Origin of the sequence: Pseudomonas sp. B329 (assembly GCF_023127835.1) — a bacterium.
In the GTDB taxonomy this organism is placed as follows: Bacteria; Pseudomonadota; Gammaproteobacteria; order Pseudomonadales; family Pseudomonadaceae; genus Aquipseudomonas; species Aquipseudomonas synxantha_A.
In genome coordinates this window covers 92,182-112,376 of the sequence record NZ_SPKP01000058.1, presented here as the reverse complement: position 1 = coordinate 112,376, position 20,195 = coordinate 92,182, and the positions used below count along the sequence as shown (strand labels likewise).

Genomic DNA, 20,195 nt, shown 5'->3' with positions numbered 1-20,195 from the left:
GTTGCTGGAAAGCATCTCCACCATCAGCAAGCACATGAGGGTCATCACAATGAGCAACGCCGCATTAGCTGTTCAACCCATCGCCCACGCGCTCGACATCCACCCGGTGGCCGGTCGTATCGGCGCCGAGATCCGTGGCATCAAACTATCCGGTGACCTGGATACCGCCACCGTCGAGGCCATCCAGCAGGCACTGGTGCAGTACAAAGTGATCTTCTTCCGCGAGCAAACCCATCTCGATGACCAGAGCCAGGAAGCCTTCGCCCACCTGCTTGGTGAGCCGATTGCACACCCTACGGTGCCGGTGCGCGACGGCACGCGCTTTCTGATGGAATTGGATGGCACCCGTGGTCAGCGCGCCAACTCCTGGCACACCGACGTGACTTTCGTCGATGCCTACCCGAAAGCTTCGATCCTGCGTTCGGTGCTGGCGCCAGCGTCCGGCGGCGACACCGTCTGGGCCAATACCGCCGCCGCTTACAACGACCTCAGCGTCGAGCTGCGTGCGTTGGCTGACCACCTATGGGCGGTGCACAGCAACGAATACGACTACGCCGCACGCAAGCCGGATGTGGCGGTGGAGAAGCTGGAGGAATACCGCAAGGTCTTCACTTCGACAGTGTACGAAACCGAACACCCGGTGGTGCGTGTGCACCCGGTCAGCGGTGAGAAAACCCTGCTGCTGGGGCACTTCGTCAAGCGCCTGAAAGGCTATTCCCAGGCGGAGTCGACCCAGCTGTTCAACCTGCTGCAAGGCCACGTCACGCGTCTGGAAAACACCGTACGCTGGCGCTGGAATACCGGTGACGTGGCGATCTGGGATAACCGTGCCACCCAGCATTACGCGGTGGACGACTATGGCACCCAAGAGCGCATCGTGCGCCGGGTCACGCTCAAGGGTGATGTGCCGGTGGGTGTGCAGGGGCAGCGCAGCCAGACCACCAAAGGTCTCTAAACCAGTTGGAGATCAAAATGTGGGAGGGGCGGTGCGACGATTCGACTTGCTCCCGATAGCAGTGGGCCAGTCAAAAATGCTGTGACTGATACTCCGCTATCGGGAGCAAGCCCCCTCCCACATTGGATTTGTGGCGTTTACCAGACCCCAATTTGCACCACTTTTTCCGCCTCCGGCTCACCATAGCGAAACCATTGCCCGCGCACTTCGATCTCGGTGTGGCTGATGGTGGTACGCCGCTTCAACCCACGCAGCCATTCGAACAGATAACCCAAGTGAGTCTCGCGCACCTGGGCATAGGCGGGATCGCTGCCCAGGTCGTGGATTTCCTGCGGGTCGTTTTCCAGGTCGAACAGCTGCGGGCGAAAGCCGTCATAGGCCAGGTACTTCCAGCGTTCGCTGCGCACCATGGTCATGCGGCAACGGTCGACGGGCTGCGCCAGGCGTTCCCGGGCCGGGGCCTGGAAGGCGTAGTCGTATTCGGCAATGGCGTAGTGGCGCCAGGTGGGTTGCTCGCCGTGCAACAGCGGGATCAGCGAGCGGCCTTCGAGGCGATGGTCGGCTGCGGGCAGGCCCAGAGCGTCGAGGAAAGTGGGCAGGGCGTCGATGGTTTCCACCAGGCGTGCGTCCACGCTGCCACGGCTGACATCGGCACTGGCCCGTGGGTCGCGCACGATCAAGGGAACACCCACCGCAGGCTCCAGCAAAAACTCTTTTTCACCGAGGTAATGATCGCCGAGGAAGTCGCCATGATCGCTGGTGAACACGATCAGCGTGTCGTCCCAGCGGCCAGTGCTTTGCATGAAATCAAACAGCCGCCCGAGTTGATCGTCGATCTGTTTGATCAGGCCCATGTAGGTGGGAATCACTGTGAGGCGCACTGCGTCGCGGGAGAAATTCACGCTCTCCTGGTGTTGACGGAATGCCTGGTACACCGGGTGATCGCTGGTTTGCCCAGGTTGAATGGGCGCCTGGATATGCTCGGCACCGTACAGCGCGTGATACGGCGCCGGCGCGATGTAGGGCCAGTGCGGCTTGATATACGACAGGTGCAGGCACCATGGCTGTTCTGCTTGTTCGCTAATGAAGTCGATGGCGCGGTCGGTGGTGTAGACGGTTTCCGAATGTTCCTCGGCCACCCGCGCAGGTTTGCCGGCATTGCGCATGTGCCAGCCGCTGAGCACTTCACCGTCTTCACCTTGGGCCGCATTGGCCCAGTCATGCCAGGGGTTGCGACCACCGTAGCCCTGCTCGCGCAGGTACTGGGTGTAGGGCGCCGACTCGCGTTTGTCGTCGAACAGCGGGCTGTCAGGATAGATGCCGTCGTGGCGCAGGTACGCATCAAAGCCCACCTCATTGAGCTGTTCGGCCTGGGCGCTGTCGGGGTCGATATGCAGGCGGTGCAACGCCTCCAGGTTCGGCGTGGCGTGGGTCTTGCCCACCAGTGCGGTGCGGATGCCGTGGGGGCGCAGGTAGTCGCCAATCGTCAGCTCTTCCAGCGGCAGCGGTACGGCGTTCCATGCCACCTGATGGCTGCTGACGTAACGCCCGGTATAGGCCGACATGCGCGACGGGCCGCAGATCGTGCCCTGGGTGTAGGCACGGCTGAAACGCACACCGGCAGCGGCCAGGCGGTCGATATTCGGCGTGTGCAGATGGGCATGGCCGTAGCACGACAGGTAATCGCGACGCAGTTGGTCGCACATGATGTAGAGCACATTGCGCACGGGTTTGGGATCAGACATGGGAATTTACCGAACGGAGGACAGGTGGTTTTTTTCGCCGTTCGAGGGGTGCTCTGGCAAGTGCATTTGGGGACTGGGTTCCATGCAATGAATGCATGGGTGTTGCCACCGGCGCTTTCGCGAGCAAGCTCGCTCCCACATTTGGAACGCATTTGAAGTGTGGGAGCGAGCTTGCTCGCGAAAGGCCAGTTCAGACGGCGACATTCTCCAGTGCACACACCTCTTCATCCAAGGTATCAATCTCCTTGATCTGCTCAATCATCGCCTCCGCCAACGGCGACAATCGATACCCCGCACGGCTGACAATCCCGTAGCGGGTGTAGCGCTCCTCCAGGTTTTCATCCAGGCCATCGATCTTCAAACACACCAGTTCGCCCCGCGCCATGTGCAGCACATCGCTGTTGGCGCTGACGATGCCGATGGCATCCGAGCGCAGCACCACGCCCATCAGGCTATAGCCGTTTTCGCACTCCACATTGGGTTGGTAATCGGGCCGGCCGCTGAGGTCGGCGATGACCTTGCGCAGGTTCGGCGGGCGAATGGTGACCGCCAGCGGATAACTCATCAGTTCATCGGCGCGGATGCTTTCGCGGCCGGCCAGGGGGTGGCCGGCGCGGCAGCAGAAATACCAGCGACGGGCGCGCAGGCGGTGGGTGTGGTAGTCGGGGTTGGCTTCGAAGTGGCGAGTGTCGGCGACGAAGAATTCGAACTCTTCGCTGAGCAGGCGTTTGCCCAGGCTTTGCCAGTCATCCACCTGGAACTGCACGCGGGCCTTGGGGTAGCGCCCGATAAAACTGCCGATGGCGCGCGGGATCAACCCACCTGCCGGGGCCGGGCCGCAGCCGAAGCGCAGCTCGCCGGCTTCCAGGCCGTTGAACTGGCTGATCTCGTTGGCCAATTGCTGGGCGCCGCTGACCAGGCGCCGGGCATGTTCGAGCAGTACCTGACCTTGCTTGGTGGGCGCCAGGTCCTTGCGGCCACGGTCTACCAGCTGGCAGCCGGCGCTGTGTTCAAGGGCCTGGATGCTGCGACTGAACGCCGACTGCGACAGGTTCACGGCCAAGGCTGCCGCGACAAAACTGCGTTGCTCGGCGAGGGCGATGAAGTGGCGAAGCTGGCGCAAATCGATATGCATTTTTCACATCAAAAATATCCGGGAAATGCATTGGCTATGCATTAGGTCGACTCCTTATAAAGGCTATCTCTTATGCAGTAAATGTTCGTAAAAACATAAATAAATAACCTTTAGGAATATCTGGCGACGGATATCTCCGGGTTCTGGAGCCGCTTATGAGTCTGTTCAAGTCCTTGCCGCTGGCGATGCTGGTGGCCGGTAGCAGCAGTTGGTCGCCTTCCCAGGCCGCTGAAACACCCGCGCCTGCCGGCAAGGGCGAAAGCGCCAGTGGCCAACTGGAAACCGTCACCGTGACGGCCCGGCGGCGTACCGAAAGTGCCCAGGCCGTGCCAACGCCCATGAGCGTGGTCGGCGGCCAGGCGCTGGAAACCCAGCGGGTGTACCGCATCCAGGATTTGCAGCAACTGGTGCCCAGCGTCAACGTCGCCTACATGCACGCGCGCCAGTCCAGCGTGTCGATTCGCGGCCTGGGCAACAACCCGGCCAGCGATGGCCTGGAAGGCAGCGTGGGGTTGTATATCGACAACGTCTATCTCGGGCGCCCGGGCATGGCGGTGTTCGACCTGATGGACATCGAGCAGCTTGAAGTACTGCGTGGCCCGCAAGGGACGTTGTTCGGCAAGAACACCACCGCCGGGGTCATCAACATCAGCACCCGCGCACCGAGCTTTACCCCGGAGCGCAGCATCGAAACCTCTCTGGGCGAGGACGGTTATTTCCAGACCAAGGGCACGATCTCCGGCCCACTCACCGAGGACCTGGCGGGGCGTTTCTCGGCCTATCGCACCCGCAGCGACGGCGACATCAAGAACGAGCACGACGGCCATGAGCTTAACGGCGGTTCGCGCCAGGGCTTTCGCGGGCAACTGTTGTACAAGCCCAACGAGGCGTTCAACCTGCGCTGGATCGGTGATTACAACGAAGAGGATTCCAGCGCCGGCACCCGCGTGCTGTACAGCACCGGGCCGACCATCAATGGCACCAACCTGTATCAATCCCGGGCCAACGCAGCGGGGGCGACCCTGGTGGATGGCACCCATCGCAAGGTCAACCTGGACAACGACCAGCATGTCACCGTGTTCCAGGGTGGTACCTCGCTGGAGGCCAACTGGACGCTGCCTAGTGACTTCACCCTGACGTCGGTGAGCTCCTATCGCTGGTGGAATTTCACCCCACGCAATGATGACGGCCTCAACGTACCGGCGTCGTATAACGCCGGGGTCTCAGTGGAAGATAAGCAGTGGTCCCAGGAGTTTCGCCTGGCATCGCCTACCGGCGGCTTCTTCGATTACGTGCTCGGCGCCTATTACTTCGGCTCCGACCTGGACAACAAATCCTTCGCTTATTACGGCCCCAAGGCCGATATCTGGAACGGCACGCCGAACGGCGCTTTGAGCAATGTGAGCAGCGTCGGCAACGGGCATATCCGCACCGACAGTTTTGCCCTGTTCGCCCAAGGCACCTGGCACCTCACCGAGCGCCTGGATTTTACCGCCGGCCTGCGCGGCACCTACGAAGAAAAAAGCGCCTGGGTCACGCGCAATGCGCCGCTGGGCGGTGCTGCGGTGAGCGGTGCGGGGGCCACTGCACGGCGGGGGCGCACCGGGGCGTATGACTCGGGCGACCTGACGCAGTACAGCGCCACCCCTTCGGGGCTGCTCAACCTCAGTTATCACTTCAATGACAACCTGCTGGGCTACGCGACGCTGTCCCATGGCGAGAAGTCTGGTGGGGTCAACCTGGCGGTAGGGTCTGCACCCACGGCCGGGGCCGACTCGTTACTGATCGGCACCGAGCGCGCCAACAACGCCGAGTTGGGTTTCAAGAGCACGTTGTGGGACCGCCGCCTGCAACTCAACGCCAACCTGTTCTGGACCCAGGTCAACGGCTACCAGACCAACGCCTACGACCAGGACAACCGTGTGCAATACCTGACCAACGCCGGTTCCGTGCGTTCGCGGGGCGTGGAAGTGGAAAGCACTCTGGTGCCGATCAAGGGCCTGACCCTGAATATCAACGGCTCGTTCAACGACGTGAGCTACCTGTCGTACAAGGATGCACCGTGCCCACCCGAAACCAGCTTGCGCCCTGGTGCTCCGGCGTCCTGCGACCTCACGGGCCATCAAGTGGTGGGCGCGTCCAAGTGGATCGCCAATGCCAACGGCGAATACAAATGGAACCTGGCTAACGGTTTGGAACCCTACGTCACCGCCAGCTACGCGTTCCGTTCCAAGGCGGTGGGCACGGTGGAAGATTCCGACTACGGGCAGATCCCGGCGTATGCGGTGGTCAACCTGTCCACCGGCCTGCGCGGTGACTATGAGCAGGGGCAGTGGGACGTGTCGCTGTGGCTGAAAAATGCCTTCGACAAAACCTACTACACCACCCTGTGGACCGGCGGTAACGGCGGTTACGAGGGCCTGTTGGGCACGCCGCGCACCCTAGGCGTGACTGGGCGCTACGACTTCTAGGTCAGTGCGATAGGTGGCCGGGTTGAACACCCGCGTCACCAGCAGCATCGCCACCACGGTCACCGTCAGCACCATCCAGGCGCTGACGAAGTTGCCGGTGAGTTCGCGCAGCGCGCCGGTCAGCCACGGCGAAAGTGCATTGATCAGAAAGCCTACGCCTTGCACGAATGCCGCCAGCTGCCCGGCTTGGCGTGGGTCGCGGTGGTGGTCGAGGGTCAGCAGCAGGCTCAGGGCGAAACATGCGCCCAGGCCGAAGCCGATCAGCGCTACCCACAGGTGTGGGAATTGCTGTGGCGCCATCAGCAGGCCGAGGTAGCCGACCGTTTGCGCCAGCAGGCTGATGCTCAGCAACGGGCGCCGATCAATCCCACGTTGCGCCAGCACCGGCATCAACAGTGCGGCGATCACCTGGAAGATGGTCATGAACGCCAGCAACGAACCGCTGGGCAACACGCCCCAGCCCAGTTGCTGATAGTAGGCGGGCAGCCACGCGACCATGCTCATGTAGCCACAATTGACCAGGCCGAAATACAGCGCCAGCAGCCAGGCGCGCCGGTTGCGCAACCCTTTGAACGCAGGTGCCTGTTGTGGGTTTCGCGCGGCACCCAGCGGCAGCCAGGCCCATAGCAGCAATGCCCCCAGCGCCGGCAACAACCACACCCCCAGGCCCGCCTGCCATTGCTGGAAATGCATGGCCACCACAGGGCTAAGCAGCGCCGCCAGCCCACCACCGGCCATCAGCGAGGCCGAATACACGCCCATCGCCACCGGCACGCGGTAATTAAATTCGCGCTTGATCATCGCCGGCACCAGCGCCTGGATCAGCGCCACGCCCGCGCCACCGAGCAGTGCGGTAACCAACAGCGCCGAAGCCTGGCCCATCAACCAGCGCGCCAGGCACGCCAGCAAAATCATCAACAAGCCCAAGGCGATGCCGCGACGTTCGCCCAAGCGGGCTTCCACCCGTACGCCCACCAATGCCACCAACCCCATGCAGATCACCGGCAGGCTGGTGAGCAAGGCGCTGCTCTGGAAGCTCAGCCCGGTGGCCTGGCGAATCTCGCCGAGCAACGGGCTGATGGAGCTGAGGATGGGGCGCAGGTTCAGGCCGAGCACCAGCAGCAGGCCCCAGCCGGCAAGGGATTTATTCAGGGTCATGCAGGGTTTTCCACTGGTGATACAGCGCAGTCATTGCTGGGTCGGGCAGGTGCTGGATGGGCAGGCGTTGCGCACCGATGGGCAAGCCGACCTGTTGGCTAATGGCTGCGGTCGACAGGCCGAACGGCTCGGCCATTTCGTTGCTGGCGGCAAACACCACCCGTTCTAAACCGCATAGGTACATGGCGCTCAGGCACATCGGGCAAGGCTGGCCGCTGGCGTAGATCACGCAGCCGTCCAGGCGTGCACCCAGCAGCCGGCTCGCTGCACGGATCGCCAGCAGCTCGGCGTGGGCGGTGGGGTCCTGGGTCAGGTGGATCTCATTCACGGCTTCCACCAGCACTTCACCGTTGCGCGTCAGCACCGCGCCGAAGGGGCGGCCACCTTGGGCGACGTTGGTGCGGGCCAAGGCGATAGCGCGTTGCAGGTGTGGTTGATCGTTGGTCATACAAGCCCCCCGGGCGCGATGAAAGGTGAAGTATGGTCAGCCACCGGGGTATGCTGAAATTAAATATAAACATGCCAATCAGTGGCAAACGCAATGGTGATGACGTTGTTCGATCCCGTGTTGTTGCGCAGTTTTGTCGCCGTGGTGGACTGCGGCAATTTCACCCGCGCCGCCGAGCGCCTGCATTTGACCCAGTCCACTGTCAGCCAGCAGATCCGCCGGCTGGAAGACGCAGTGGCTTGTCAGTTACTGGACCGCGACCAGCGCCGCGTGGTGGCTACCGCCGAGGGTGAGCGTCTGCTCGCGTATGCGCGCCGTATTCTCGCGCTGCACGAAGAAGCCGCCGACGTGCTGATCAACCAGCAGAGCGACGGTGTGTTGCGCCTCGGCGTGCCGGAGGACTTTGCCGCCGAGCGCCTGATGCCGCTGCTTTCAGCGTTTGTCGTGGCCTATCCACGGGTGCGGCTGGAAGTCACCAGCGGTCTGGGCCCTGAATTGCAGCGCCAGTACCGGAGCGGTGAGTTCGATGTGTTGCTGGTCAAGCAGATGGGCGACAGCGACGACTGTGTGGCGTCGTGGCCGGAGCCCTTGTATTGGGTCGACAGCCTGAGCACCCCGGCGCTGGGTCGCGACCCGCTGCCGCTGGTGGCTTTCCCGGTGGGCGGCTTGTACCGCAACGACATGCTTCACCATCTTGAGCGGGCCGGCTGGCGTTGGCGCATCGGCTACTCCAGCGCCAGCCTGGCCAGCGTGTGTTCAGCGGTGGCGGCAGGCTTGGGCATCAGCCTGTTGCCGGAGCGGGTGTTGCAACCGGGCCATTGCATACTCGGCCCAGAGAGTGGCCTGCCGCCTGTTCATGGTGTGCGATTGGCCCTGTATGGCTGCAGTGGTTTGGGCGCAGCGGGCCAGAGTTTGTTGGGAGAATTGCTGGCGTTGTGCAGTGGAAATCCGCACTGAGCCATACCTTTGCTGAATATTTTGTATGCCTTTAAAGAATTGAAAAACAAGGGTCTGGCGCCAGGCCCCGAGTCACGTGGCTTTGACGTCAGCGGTTGTTTCATTTATGCGTTTTTGTTCTATATATAACTTTAAAGATTACTTTAAGAGATAAGTGTCTGGCCCCGATGATTCAGCCCTCGACGGGGCTGCACGCTGGCCCGTCGGTTTTTCAAAACCGTAGGGAGTGAATCAATGGGCAATGTCCAGACCGCCGCCAGTGCACCCGAGGCGCAATGGCGCCAGGCACCGAGTGGTGAGTTGGTCGACCTTGGCCGGCCGCATCGCGCGCCGTTGGGGCAATTGCGCCTGCAGAAGACCCCGAAGCGTTTTTCCAGCCGCCGCGAAGGGATTTTGCTCGGGTTGCTGGTGTTGGCGCTGCACGGCGCTGTGATCTATTGGGTGAGCCAGAAACCCACGCCGGTGCTGCCGATTGTGCCGCCGGAAATTCCGCCGATGACCATCGAATTTTCCCAGCCGGCGCCGCCGGTGGTTGAACCGCCACCGCCTGTACCGCCACCACCGCCGTCGCCTGTGGTCGAGCCACCGCCGGTGGTGGATGAGTTGGCGGCCAAGCCGGCGCCGCCCAAACCTATTGTGAAACCCAAGCCCAAGCCCGCGCCGAAACCTGAGCCCAAGCCGGCCCCCAAAGCCGTCGAGCAGCCGCCTGCGCCACCGACGCCAGCCCCACCTGCTCCGCCCGCACCTGCGGCGCGAGCGCCAGCGCCAGCGCCGGTGACGCCGGCTTCGGCCAACGCCGCGTACCTGAAAAACCCGGCACCGGAGTACCCGTCACTGGCTCAGCGACGCGGTTGGGAAGGCACGGTGTTGTTAAGGGTGCATGTGCTGGCCAGCGGTAAACCGGGTGAGATTCAGGTGCAGAAAAGCAGCGGGCGCCAGCAGCTCGATGACGCCGCACTGGCCGCCGTAAAGCGCTGGAGCTTCGTACCGGCCAAGCAGGGGGATGTGGCCCAGGACGGCTGGGTCAGCGTACCGATCGACTTCAAGATTCATTAATTATTCGGCCGCGGTGTGCACACGCCGCGACCTGCACAAGAGGGAAAACATCATGGCATTAGCGTCTCCACTTGAATCCATCGAAAGCGCGGTGATCTGGCTGCTGGTGATCTTTTCGGTCGCCACCTGGGGCCTGGCCTTGCTCAAGGGCGTGCAGTTCGGTCGCCTCAAGGCCCAGGATCGCAAGTTTCACAAACAGTTCTGGGCGGCATCGAGCCTCGATTCAGCCGCCGAACTCGCCGAAACCCAGCCCGGCGCCGCCGCGCGTGTGGCCCAGGCCGGCTATGCCGCAATCCAGGTGGGCGATACCCCTCACGCTGCGGATCTAAGCCAGGCGATCAATCATCAGGACCGCCTCGAACGCGCCCTGCGCCAGCAAATCGTGCGCGAGCGCCGCTCCCTGGAGACCGGCCTGGCTGTGGTCGCCAGTATCGGCAGCACCTCGCCGTTCATCGGCCTGTTTGGCACCGTGTGGGGCATCATGGAAGCCCTGAAGGGGATCAGCGCCGCCGGGTCCGCCAGCCTGGAAACCGTGGCGGGGCCGATTGGTGCGGCGCTGGTGGCGACCGGCGTGGGGATCGCCGTGGCCGTGCCTGCGGTGCTGGTCTACAACTATTTCCTGCGCCGCCTGAAGCTGACAGCGGCAGACCTGGATGACTTTGCCCACGACTTCTACAGCCTGGCGCAGAAGAACTCATTCCGCGTGCTGTTGCACCCGACACTGACCAAAGCCAGCGCCGCCAGCCCGCAAAAAGTGAAGGAGGCGTCCTGACATGGCCTTCTCCACGCAAGACAGTGATGAGGTCCTGAGCGAGATCAACGTCACGCCCCTGGTGGATGTGATGCTGGTGCTGCTGGTGGTGTTTATCGTCACCGCTCCGCTGTTGACCAACTCGATCCCGATCAACCTGCCCAAGACCCAGGCCGTGGCGCCTGTCGAGCAGAAAGACCCGCTGGTGGTGAGCATCGACGGCGCCGGCAAACTGTTTATCAACAAGGACGAAATCCAGCCGGACCTGCTGGAATTCAACCTGCAGGCGGCCAAGGCCAAGGACCCCGATGTGCGGGTGCAATTGCAGGCTGACAATGGAGTGAACTACGGCGAAGTGGCACGCGCCATGGCGTCGATTGAACGTGCGGGGATTACCAAATTGTCGGTGATTACCGCACGTTAGTTTCATCCGCCGCGACACGTTTTTTTTGGGCCGTTTCCTTGGCAGGGTGCGGCCTTTTTTTATTTTGTGGTTACAGTGTTTATAGGGGAAAAGAATTTTCACGTATTTGAATATTTCTGGGCGTGCAATTCACAACAGTATGATTACTCTAGTCGGCGCATGGAGAAATTTAACTAATGGAGAAGTTGCATGAACGTACGCTTTCCTATTCATTCGGTAAGTGCATTTGTTAACCCACAATTAACTCCCCCTCAGCTCGAAGAAACCCCCCCTGCAAGGATTTATTCGCGGCCTGATAGGCCGGGTGTGCAGCATCCGCTTCCCAAAAAATCATTAAGTCGCGCTGATTATCGAGAGAGTAAAGCGCCAAAGGCCGGGGCGCCGGTGTTGAAACCAAACCCTGAAATAGATGCTTATATCAGCACACACACTTTTGACTACATTTCTCCCGAGAAAGAAATTTCGACGATACTCTCGGCGAAAATAAAACAACATTGGGGCGTCGACGTTGATCCTGATAAAACGTATCTGGTTACGTTTAAAGATAATGGTAAAGATGATAAAGATGTTGTGGAAAAAATAACGCTGACACAAGCGGCGTTGAAAAACAGACAAGATGTAACGATTGAGGATAATGAGGGCTGGTTTGTAAAGATTGCCAAGTATTTTTCGCCGGCAGTTTATATTTACAATAAAGTTGACGGTTGGGTGCAGGAAGCACACAGTCGACAAGCTATTTACCGAGAGCCGAGTTCCCCAGGTTCTGCGCTGTATAGTGCAGACACTCAAGTGTCCATTCCTGTTGAAGACTTCAAAGCCTTGGTCTGGGATACAGACCGAACCAAACTTTACAAGAACACCCTTGACGGGTTTTGGGACAAGCACAGTAGTTCCTATGCTTCATTGAGTAAAATATCCTTTGTTAAAGCGATCAACCTACAGCGCTTGGAAGGCACGCTTGGCCCAGCCGAGGCGGCACTCGCCCAGAGGGCGTTGGGGCCTGTTGCGCAAAAGGAATGGTCCGAGCTGACGGTTCAGGACTTTTCAGCACCTGCCGTCAAGGATCCGAACCTGGATATCGGGTTGCTGAGCATCAATGGCCTGCAGTCAACCGACTTGATGTGTGTGACCGATCGCAAAACCCAGCTGACCTTGCTTTACATCCCTGGTAACTCCTCGCCGATACATCGTTTCGATAACCCACAGCAAATGAATATCTGGCTGGCCAAGCAAGCCACTGATCCTGTGAAACTTGAATCACTGCTGACGCATTTTTCCCTCAAGGACCAGGCCCAAAAGCTGTTGGCAGACGGTGTGCGTCAATCCTTGGACGGGATGGCACATTGGTCCAATGCGCAAGTATCTGGCAACGGCTTCCTTGCAAGGATCAACGGCTGGGTGCCCGATCGCTTTATCTCGGTTGAGCCTTTGCGCAGCGACCCTTTTGAAGCGGTCAAGGTCCGGCAAAAGGCGCGGTCTTATTCGGATGCAGAAAACGCGATCGTCAGCGATGGTGACTACACCAAGAACAAAGTCTTGCAAGGTGTGGAAGAGGCCACGAAGGTTGCCATGTTCATGACGCCTCTGGCATTGGTCATGCCGGAAGTAGCGATAGGCTTGGATGTTTTTTTCATGGCAGCCGGAGCCACTCAAACAGGTATCGGTATTGATGATGCCGTCAAAGGAAAGGCCACGGGTTCTGACCGGATTGTATTTGGAGTACTGAACGCGATACCGCCCTTGGTCACCCATGCGGGGGCGCCGCTGGCGAAAGCGATGACAGAGAGAATGGCCAACGGGGGCGTTACAGCAGGGGTTGACGCCGCAGCCCAGGCGCCCACTCAAGTGGCTGAACAGGAGCGTCCATTCTTCAATCCCCCACGACGAGTCAATGGGCATATCGGCTACCCAATGGGGCCTACTACGCCTCCCGTTATCCTCGATGAGTTCACGGTCCCCATGGATGACGTGCAGCGAATGTTTTCTCAGGACTACATGGTTTTTGTCGGGCAGTACGGTACTAAAGTCACTTATGACGTTGAGGCACGCCTCTGGCGTGGGCTCAACGAAAATGGTCAAGTGAATGACGTATATTATTGGCGTAAAGGCCGAGGAAGATGGTTGGGTGGTACTAAAGCCGAAGCGATCGAAGGGAATAAAAACGCACCTCCTTCGATGATAAGTAAGACGCTTAAGTTGCCGCGGTTGCCGTCGCTGCCATCCGGCACGACAGAAGTGCCCAAAGTCATTCATTATTTTTGGGCTGGCAATGAAATGCCGGAGCATTTAATCCAGAACATTATTGAGAACGCCAGGAAAAGCCCGGGTTACAAGTCTGTCGTTCACGTGGATGCAAACAGCGGGAGTGCGTTTCAGAAAATAAAATCTGCTCTGGATCACAAAGTGGGTGGGCTGGAGGTGCATGATCTGAAAGAGGATGAAGCTTTTCGAGAGCTAACGGCAAGTAAATATGGAGAGATGTATCAGTATTTTAGATCAGGTCAAGGGCAAAATTTAGCGGCTTCATCGGATGTGATGCGCGTTGCACTGATAAAGAAGCACGGTGGAATATACCTGGATACGGATGACACGCTGACCTTCAACGTGGGGGATGTCACGCTGAAAGCCACACCAAGTGATCTATTGATGAACTCGCCCATTACTTATGAGGGAGCGGATTTCAATGGGTTCAATACAAGTAATTTCGCAAGCCATGCAGACAATCCATTATTTGACAAGATTCTGGAGGAGTCATATCAGCGGTTCAAAGCCAACGAGTCGTGGTTTAACAATAATCGTCCGTTTTTAAGAGAAGGTTCGACAGACATAGAACGGCAAGCCTATAAAGAGTACGAAACGAAAATCTTCGAGGTTACCGGGCCGAGAATGTTTGGTGATGTAGTGGCACAAGAGGAATATGGTTTCTTCCCGTTTGTTGATGACATGACTGAACTTTTGAATGCGCGTCTTCTTTTGCCCGAAGATTTCGGAAAAAAGTACACGGAAGTACGCGATTTCTATATGCCCATGAATCGTAAATTTGGGGTCGATATCGGCTCGGAGCACTCTATGCATCATTCTCGTTGAGTCGGTATAGCGGTAGCGGTCGTTGAGCATTGGGTTATCCAACTCAACATTACCGGCCCCCCGATGCCATGGTGTCGGGGGGCACAATGGTTGGGTTTTCTGGAATGTGGAAGGGAGTCGGATTCGAATAAATGATGTGATGAGTTTTTGGTTATTAATAAATTCCTTTTTATTCCTTATTTGATTGTTGGGGCGCCCCTATACTGGTCAGCAACGTTAAAAGCTGCAGGAGGGCACACCCATGCACAGCGAGTCGATTCGTTATCTGATCGTGCCGGGCTGGCAAGGATCGCCAGAAGATCATTGGCAAACCCATTGGCAGCACAGCCTGCCCAACAGCGCTCGCGTGGAGCAGGCCGATTGGCTGACGCCGCGTCGAGAGGATTGGGTAGCTGCACTGGCCGAGGCGATTGCCGCCGACAGCACACCGGTAATCCTGATTGCCCATAGCCTGGGATGCATCACCGTGGCTCATTGGGCGGCCACTGCCCCCGTGCATTTCTTGCGTCAGGTTCGCGGCGCCTTGCTGGTAGCCCCAGCCGATGTCGAGCGCGCAGCCTGTGCCCCCGCCCTGCGTAACTTCGCACCAATTCCCACCGACCTGCTGCCGTTTCCCAGCCAGGTGGTCAGCTCCGACAACGATAGCGCCGTCAGCGCGCCCCGGGCTCTGGAGTTGGCGCGTCAATGGGGGGCCGAAGCCGGCATTTTGTCCGGCGCCGGGCATATCAATGTGAAGTCCGGCCACCGCCGCTGGGAGCAGGGTTTCGCCTATCTCTATCGCCTGCAGAGCCGCCTCGAGCACCATGCTCGGCGTAGTGCCTGATATTTTTTCAACGCCCCGTCCCTGAGTGGATTGGGGCGGGAGCCTGCCATGAGTTTGCATGAAACCTACGGCCAGCCTTTGCTGACCTTTCCCGATGCCGAAAAGAGCCCACTGAGCATCCGCGCCAAGGCGTTGGTGTTCGTCGACCCACGCTCACGCCAACTGCGTGAAGAATTGGAAAGCCTTGCGCCGCGCGCCTTACCCGTATTGATCCGCGGTGAAACCGGCAGTGGTAAAGAACTGCTGGCGCGACACATCCACCGTGGCAGTGACCGTACTGGCCTGTTTGTCTCGGTCAACTGTGGCGCCATCAGTCCTACCTATGCGGATGCGGAGTTGTTTGGCTATGCCGCCGGCAGCCACAGCGGCGCAGCGAGCAGTCGAGCTGGCTGGTTTGGCTCTGCCAACGGCGGCACCTTGTACCTGGATGAGATTGGTGACTTGCCACTGCCGATCCAGGTGAAATTGCTCGCGGCCCTGGAAAATCATGAGGTCACCCGCGTCGGTGCCCATCAGCCCAGCCCGGTAGACGTACGTCTGGTGGCCGCTACCAGCATCGACCTGGCCCAGGCTGTGGCCGTTGGCAAGTTTCACGAGCGCCTGTTTCATTACTTGAGCGAAGGCCGGCTGGACCTGCCGGCGTTGCGCGAGCGGGTGGGGGATATTTTGTCTCTGGCCGAGTATTTCCTCGGCATCTACAGCCAGCGCCTGGACCTGCCGGTGCCGCTTATCAGCGACGCCGCTCAACAGGTACTGGAGCGTCACACCTGGCCGGGCAATACCCGCGAACTGGAAAACGTCATTCACTTTGCCTTGCTGGTGAGCAGTGGCGATGAAATCTTGCCCGAGCATTTGAACCTGCCGGTGGCCGGCTCGCCGCTGGAGCAAGTGCGACGAATTTTTGCCAGCGCCAGTGCGACCGAGCGCGAATCGCTGCGTACCTTCCTGTATGAACAAAATGGAATATCAACGTGAATAAAAGATATTGTTCGGGAATAAAAAATCTAGGTATTGTCCTTCCTACGCCGCGATAGCATTTCGCTGGCACCTCACATAAAAAATGGTCGTTAGAAAAGGACACTGCATGAAAAAGGTTCTGTTGTTTACCGCCCTGGCGGCTGCCCTGACTGCCGGCTTCGCTCAGGCCAACGAAAAGCTGGTGGTTGCGGCCACGCCGATTCCGCACGCTGAGATCCTGGAGTTGATCAAGCCGACCCTGGCCAAGGAAGGCGTGGACCTGCAGATCAAAGTCTTCACCGATTACGTGCAGCCAAACGTGCAAGTCGCTGAGAAGCGCCTGGACGCCAACTACTTCCAGACCCTGCCGTACCTGGAAAACTTCAACAAGGGCAAGGGCACTAACCTGGTCACTGTAGTCGGTGTGCATGTTGAACCCATCGGCGGCTACTCGAAAAAGATCAAGAAAATTGAAGATCTGAAAGACGGCGCGACCGTGGCCATCCCGAACGAAGGCTCCAACAGTGGACGCGCCCTGTTGCTACTGCAGAAGAACGGGCTGATCACCCTGAAAGACCCGACCAACGCGTTGTCCACGCCAAAAGACATCAAGGACAACCCGAAAAACCTCAAATTCAAAGAGCTGGAATCGGCCCTGCTGCCACGCGTGCTGGATCAGGTTGATCTGGATGTGATCAACACCAACTACGCCCTGGAAGCCGGCCTGAACCCGGCCAAGGACGCGTTGATCATCGAAGATGCCAAATCCCCTTACGTGAACTTCCTGGTAGCGCGCCCGGACAACAAGGACAGCGACGCTATCCAGAAACTGTCCAAGGCCCTGACCAGCCCGGAAGTCAAAGCTTTCATCGAGAAGAAGTACAACGGCGCAGTCGTGCCGGCGTTCTGATGTAACTCAAAACCCCCTTCAAGGTTTCAACGCCGACGGCTACTACAGCGTCGGCGTTTTTTTTGTGGGAGGGGGCTTGCCCCTCCCACATTGATCGCCCTGGCGAAGGTTAGTTTTTTGGGTGATATCAATATGCTCTTTCGGTATTTAAATTTTGCTTTTTATACCTTTAAAGTTCGCGCTACCCGACGTTATCCACGCCGGAACGGATTGCGCTCGCAGCATTACCCATGCGGCGATATGGACTGCACATGACCTTCGATTTCGCTTTTATCCTCAGCACCTTGCCGGCGTTCCTGCAAGCGGTGGGCGTAACCCTGCAAGTGGGCCTGATCGCCATCGGCACCTCCTTGATGGTGGCGCTGATCAATGCAGCCTTGTTGGTGTTTCGCACGCCGTACCTGTCGCGCCTGGTGGCGCTGTATGTGGAGCTGGCGCGGAACACGCCGCTGTTGATCCAACTGTTTTTCGTCTACTTCGCACTGCCGGCCCTGGGTTTGAATATCTCCGGGTTCTGGGCGGCAATCATCACCATGACCTTTCTCGGCGGCGCCTACCTCACTGAAGTGTTGCGCGCCGGTGTGGAAGCGGTGCCGCTGGCGCAGATCGAGTCGGGCAAGTCCATTGGCCTGTCCGACTGGCAGCTGTTGCGCCATGTGATTCTGCCCCAGGCCGGCATCCTCAGCCTGCCGGCGTTGTTCGCCAATTTCATCTTTCTGCTCAAGGAAACCACGGTGGTTTCCGCGGTGGCGGTGCCGGAGATTCTCTACACCACCAAGAGCTACATCGCCCTCTACTACAAGACCTACGAGATGCTCGCCGTGCTGACGCTGATTTGCGTGCTGCTGTTTTTGCCGTTGTCGTTGCTGCTCAGCCGTTTGGAAAGGAGGCTCCAGCATGGCCAGTTCGGGTCTTGAGTTGCTGTGGGTGTCGTTGCCACAACTGGGCAAAGGCGCTGCGCAAACCCTGTCGATTTCGTTTTTGAGCATCGCTTTCAGTACGGTCGGCGGCGTGCTGTATGGCGTGCTGCGCACCTTGAATAACAAGGTGATCAACGGTGTGCTGCGCATCTACCTGGAGCTGTTCCGGGCGATTCCGGTGCTGGTGTGGTTGTACCTGCTGTTTTTCGGCCTGCCGATTTTCTTTGGTGTGAGCCTGCCGAGCTTCTGGTGCGCGGTGCTGGTGTTGTCGCTATGGGGCGCCAGCGAAGTCGGCGAGGTGGTGCGCGGTGCATTGCATTCGCTGCCGCGTGGCCAGCGTGAAGCGGGCTTGTCGATTGGCCTGTCCGACCCGCAGTTGTACGGCTACGTGCTGCTGCCCCAGGCCCTTAAACGCATGACGCCGCCGACCATCAACGTCTACACGCGCATCATCAAGACCAGTTCCCTTGCGGTGCTGATTGGCGTGGTGGATGTGATCAAGGTCGGCCAGCAAATCATCGAGCGTACCTACGAGTCGGTATTGATCTACGGCGCGCTGTTCCTGTTTTTCTTCTTTATCTGCTACCCGTTGTCGGCCGCCTCCAAGGTGCTGGAACGGCGCTGGGCCCACGCATGAGCGCATTGATCGAGTTCCAGGGTTTCAACAAATTCTTTGGCCAGGCACAGGTGCTCAAGGGCATCGACTTGAGCGTGCAAAGCGGCGAGGTGGTGGTGATCCTCGGCCCCAGCGGCTGTGGCAAAAGCACCTTGCTGCGCTGCCTCAATGGGCTGGAAGTCGCGCACAGCGGCAGCCTGCGGTTTGCAGGCGTTGAGCTGCTGGATAAAAACACCGACTGGCGCCAGGTGCGCCAGGACATCGGCATGGTGTTCCAGAGCTACCACCTGTTCCCGCACATGAGCGTGCTCGACAACATCCTGCTCGGCCCGCTGAAAGTGCAAAAGCGTGACCCCCGCGAGGCTCGTGAGCAGGCGCAAAAACTGCTGGAGCGCGTGGGCCTGGCCGACAAGCGCGACGCGTTCCCGCGCCAGCTCTCCGGCGGCCAGCAGCAACGCATCGCCATCGTGCGTTCGTTGTGCATGAACCCCCAGGTCATGCTCTTTGATGAGGTCACGGCGGCCCTTGACCCGGAGATGGTCAAGGAAGTGCTGGAAGTGATCCAGGGCCTGGCCCGCGATGGCATGACCCTGCTGATCGTCACCCACGAAATGGCCTTCGCCCGCGCCGTCGCTGACCGCGTGGTGTTCATGGAGGCCGGTCGCATCCTCGAACACAACACCCCCGAGGCATTCTTTACGAACCCGCAGACCGCACGCGCGCAGCAGTTCCTGGAGAAGTTCTCCTTCGTTTCAACACTGCCCAAAAAGATCAAGGAACTGGAGCTGATATGAAAAAGTTACTGCTGCCACTGTTTGCCGTCGCCTTGCTGGCCGGCTGCGATAAAAAGGCCGAAGAGCCGGTAAAACCCGCGGCTGTCAGCTACATCGACAAAATAAAAGCGCGGGACAAGCTGATCGTTGGCGTCTTCACGGACAAGCCACCGTTTGGCTTTGTCGACGAGGCTGGCCGCTACGTCGGCTTCGATACTGACATTGGCCGTCAATTCGCCAAGGACCTGTTGGGCGACGAAAACAAGGTGGAGTTTGTCGCCGTTGAGCCCGCCAGCCGCATTCCGTTCCTGCAAAGCGACAAGGTCGACCTGATTCTCGCCAACATGACGGTGACGCCCGAGCGCAAGGAAGCGGTGGACTTTACCAACCCCAACCTGAAAGTCGCGGTGCAGGCCCTTGTACCGAATGACAGCACGGTAAAAAGCCTGGATGACCTGGCCACTCGCACCACCATTGTCACCACCGGCACCACCGCCGACATCTGGCTGACCAAAAACCACCCGGACTGGAAGCTGCTCAAGTTCGAGAAAAACTCCGAGTCGCTGCAAGCGCTGTCGGCCGGGCGTGGCGATGCCTATGCCCAGGACAACCTGGTGCTGTTCAGCTGGGCCAAGCAGAACCCGGGCTACCGTGTGCTGGAAGAAAAGCTGGGTGATGAAGCACCGATTGCTCCGGCGGTGAAGAAGGGCAATACCGAACTGCGCGACTGGGTGAATGCCGAGCTGGCGAAGCTGGGCGAGGAGAAGTTTCTGCTCAAGCTCTATGACCAATATGTGCGCAAAGAACTGAGCGATGACACCAAGCCTGAAAGTGTGATTGTTGAAGGCGGGAAGTGGCAGGGCTGAAACCTGACTTTTTGTGTTGGCTGCACCGGCCTCATCGGGAGCAAGCCCCCTCCCACACTGGATCGGGTTCACACATTCCGATGTGTGAATACAGGTCAAAATGTGGGAGGGGGCTTGCTCCCGATGAGGCCGGTACAGTCACC

At 59.2% G+C, this 20,195-nt stretch carries 18 protein-coding genes; 14 read left to right on the top strand and 4 right to left on the bottom strand.

The features are described 5' to 3' along the window. Positions 1-49 precede the first annotated feature (49 nt). Complete coding sequence (locus E4P00_RS25565) at positions 50-955, top strand: TauD/TfdA family dioxygenase (protein ID WP_248133324.1); 906 nt, start codon at positions 50-52, stop codon at positions 953-955. A 137-nt stretch (positions 956-1,092) separates the two neighbouring features. Here E4P00_RS25565 and E4P00_RS25560 read toward each other — a convergent pair whose 3' ends face one another. Together E4P00_RS25560 and E4P00_RS25555 are read right to left on the bottom strand one after the other, a co-directional pair. Further along, positions 1,093-2,700, bottom strand: coding sequence for an alkaline phosphatase family protein (locus E4P00_RS25560; protein ID WP_248133295.1), 1,608 nt, complete (start codon positions 2,698-2,700; stop codon positions 1,093-1,095). 190 nt (positions 2,701-2,890) lie between these two features. After that, positions 2,891-3,835 (bottom strand): LysR family transcriptional regulator, encoded by a 945-nt coding sequence (locus E4P00_RS25555; RefSeq protein WP_078820009.1) that lies wholly within the window; start codon positions 3,833-3,835, stop codon positions 2,891-2,893. A gap of 155 nt (positions 3,836-3,990) precedes the next feature. On the opposite strand from E4P00_RS25555, the gene E4P00_RS25550 reads away from it, so the two are divergent. Continuing rightward, complete coding sequence (locus E4P00_RS25550; protein ID WP_078820010.1) at positions 3,991-6,306, top strand: TonB-dependent receptor; 2,316 nt, start codon at positions 3,991-3,993, stop codon at positions 6,304-6,306. Here the strand turns inward: E4P00_RS25550 and E4P00_RS25545 are convergent. Then, positions 6,277-7,464 (bottom strand): CynX/NimT family MFS transporter, encoded by a 1,188-nt coding sequence (locus E4P00_RS25545; RefSeq protein ID WP_248133294.1) that lies wholly within the window; start codon positions 7,462-7,464, stop codon positions 6,277-6,279. The two genes, E4P00_RS25550 and E4P00_RS25545, sit on opposite strands and share 30 nt — an antisense overlap. Beyond that, complete coding sequence (locus tag E4P00_RS25540) at positions 7,451-7,912, bottom strand: nucleoside deaminase (protein ID WP_248133293.1); 462 nt, start codon at positions 7,910-7,912, stop codon at positions 7,451-7,453. Before E4P00_RS25540 ends, E4P00_RS25545 begins: the two co-directional genes overlap by 14 nt. A 93-nt stretch (positions 7,913-8,005) precedes the next feature. Here E4P00_RS25540 and E4P00_RS25535 point away from each other — a divergent pair, with 93 nt between their 5' ends. The 12 genes from E4P00_RS25535 to E4P00_RS25480 all read left to right on the top strand — a co-directional run bounded on the left by E4P00_RS25535 (position 8,006) and on the right by E4P00_RS25480 (position 20,052). Further along, positions 8,006-8,869, top strand: coding sequence for a LysR substrate-binding domain-containing protein (locus tag E4P00_RS25535; RefSeq protein ID WP_248133292.1), 864 nt, complete (start codon positions 8,006-8,008; stop codon positions 8,867-8,869). 234 nt (positions 8,870-9,103) lie between these two features. Further along, positions 9,104-9,925: an energy transducer TonB gene (locus E4P00_RS25530; protein WP_248133291.1), complete on the top strand. Its 822-nt coding sequence runs from the start codon at positions 9,104-9,106 to the stop codon at positions 9,923-9,925. A gap of 49 nt (positions 9,926-9,974) precedes the next feature. Further along, the gene (locus E4P00_RS25525; RefSeq protein ID WP_103734064.1) at positions 9,975-10,697 is read left to right on the top strand and encodes a MotA/TolQ/ExbB proton channel family protein; all 723 of its coding nucleotides are present in this window, start codon (positions 9,975-9,977) and stop codon (positions 10,695-10,697) included. 1 nt (position 10,698) lies between these two features. Next, entirely contained in the window at positions 10,699-11,100 is a 402-nt protein-coding gene (locus E4P00_RS25520) for a biopolymer transporter ExbD (RefSeq protein WP_078820015.1), read from the top strand. A 189-nt stretch (positions 11,101-11,289) separates the two neighbouring features. Next, positions 11,290-14,187 (top strand): DUF6543 domain-containing protein, encoded by a 2,898-nt coding sequence (locus tag E4P00_RS25515; protein WP_248133290.1) that lies wholly within the window; start codon positions 11,290-11,292, stop codon positions 14,185-14,187. A 241-nt stretch (positions 14,188-14,428) separates the two neighbouring features. Further along, positions 14,429-15,010, top strand: coding sequence for an alpha/beta hydrolase (locus E4P00_RS25510; RefSeq protein WP_032878440.1), 582 nt, complete (start codon positions 14,429-14,431; stop codon positions 15,008-15,010). Between the two features lie 48 nt (positions 15,011-15,058). Next, a complete protein-coding gene (locus tag E4P00_RS25505) occupies positions 15,059-15,985 on the top strand; it encodes a sigma 54-interacting transcriptional regulator (protein WP_032878439.1) in 927 nt (308 codons plus the stop codon). A gap of 109 nt (positions 15,986-16,094) precedes the next feature. After that, on the top strand, positions 16,095-16,877 hold the full coding sequence (locus E4P00_RS25500) for a MetQ/NlpA family ABC transporter substrate-binding protein (RefSeq protein WP_032878438.1): 783 nt from the start codon (positions 16,095-16,097) through the stop codon (positions 16,875-16,877). 251 nt (positions 16,878-17,128) lie between these two features. Then, the gene (locus tag E4P00_RS25495; protein WP_248133289.1) at positions 17,129-17,794 is read left to right on the top strand and encodes an amino acid ABC transporter permease; all 666 of its coding nucleotides are present in this window, start codon (positions 17,129-17,131) and stop codon (positions 17,792-17,794) included. Beyond that, positions 17,775-18,434 carry an amino acid ABC transporter permease gene (locus E4P00_RS25490; RefSeq protein WP_078820016.1) on the top strand — a complete coding sequence of 220 codons (660 nt, stop codon included), beginning with the start codon at positions 17,775-17,777 and terminating at the stop codon, positions 18,432-18,434. The genes E4P00_RS25495 and E4P00_RS25490 overlap by 20 nt, the downstream gene beginning before the upstream one ends. Continuing rightward, positions 18,431-19,207, top strand: a complete 777-nt coding sequence (locus E4P00_RS25485; protein ID WP_005783763.1) for an amino acid ABC transporter ATP-binding protein — start codon at positions 18,431-18,433, stop codon at positions 19,205-19,207. The genes E4P00_RS25490 and E4P00_RS25485 overlap by 4 nt, the downstream gene beginning before the upstream one ends. Continuing rightward, the gene (locus E4P00_RS25480) at positions 19,204-20,052 is read left to right on the top strand and encodes a transporter substrate-binding domain-containing protein (RefSeq protein ID WP_122734780.1); all 849 of its coding nucleotides are present in this window, start codon (positions 19,204-19,206) and stop codon (positions 20,050-20,052) included. The genes E4P00_RS25485 and E4P00_RS25480 overlap by 4 nt, the downstream gene beginning before the upstream one ends. Positions 20,053-20,195 lie beyond the last annotated feature (143 nt).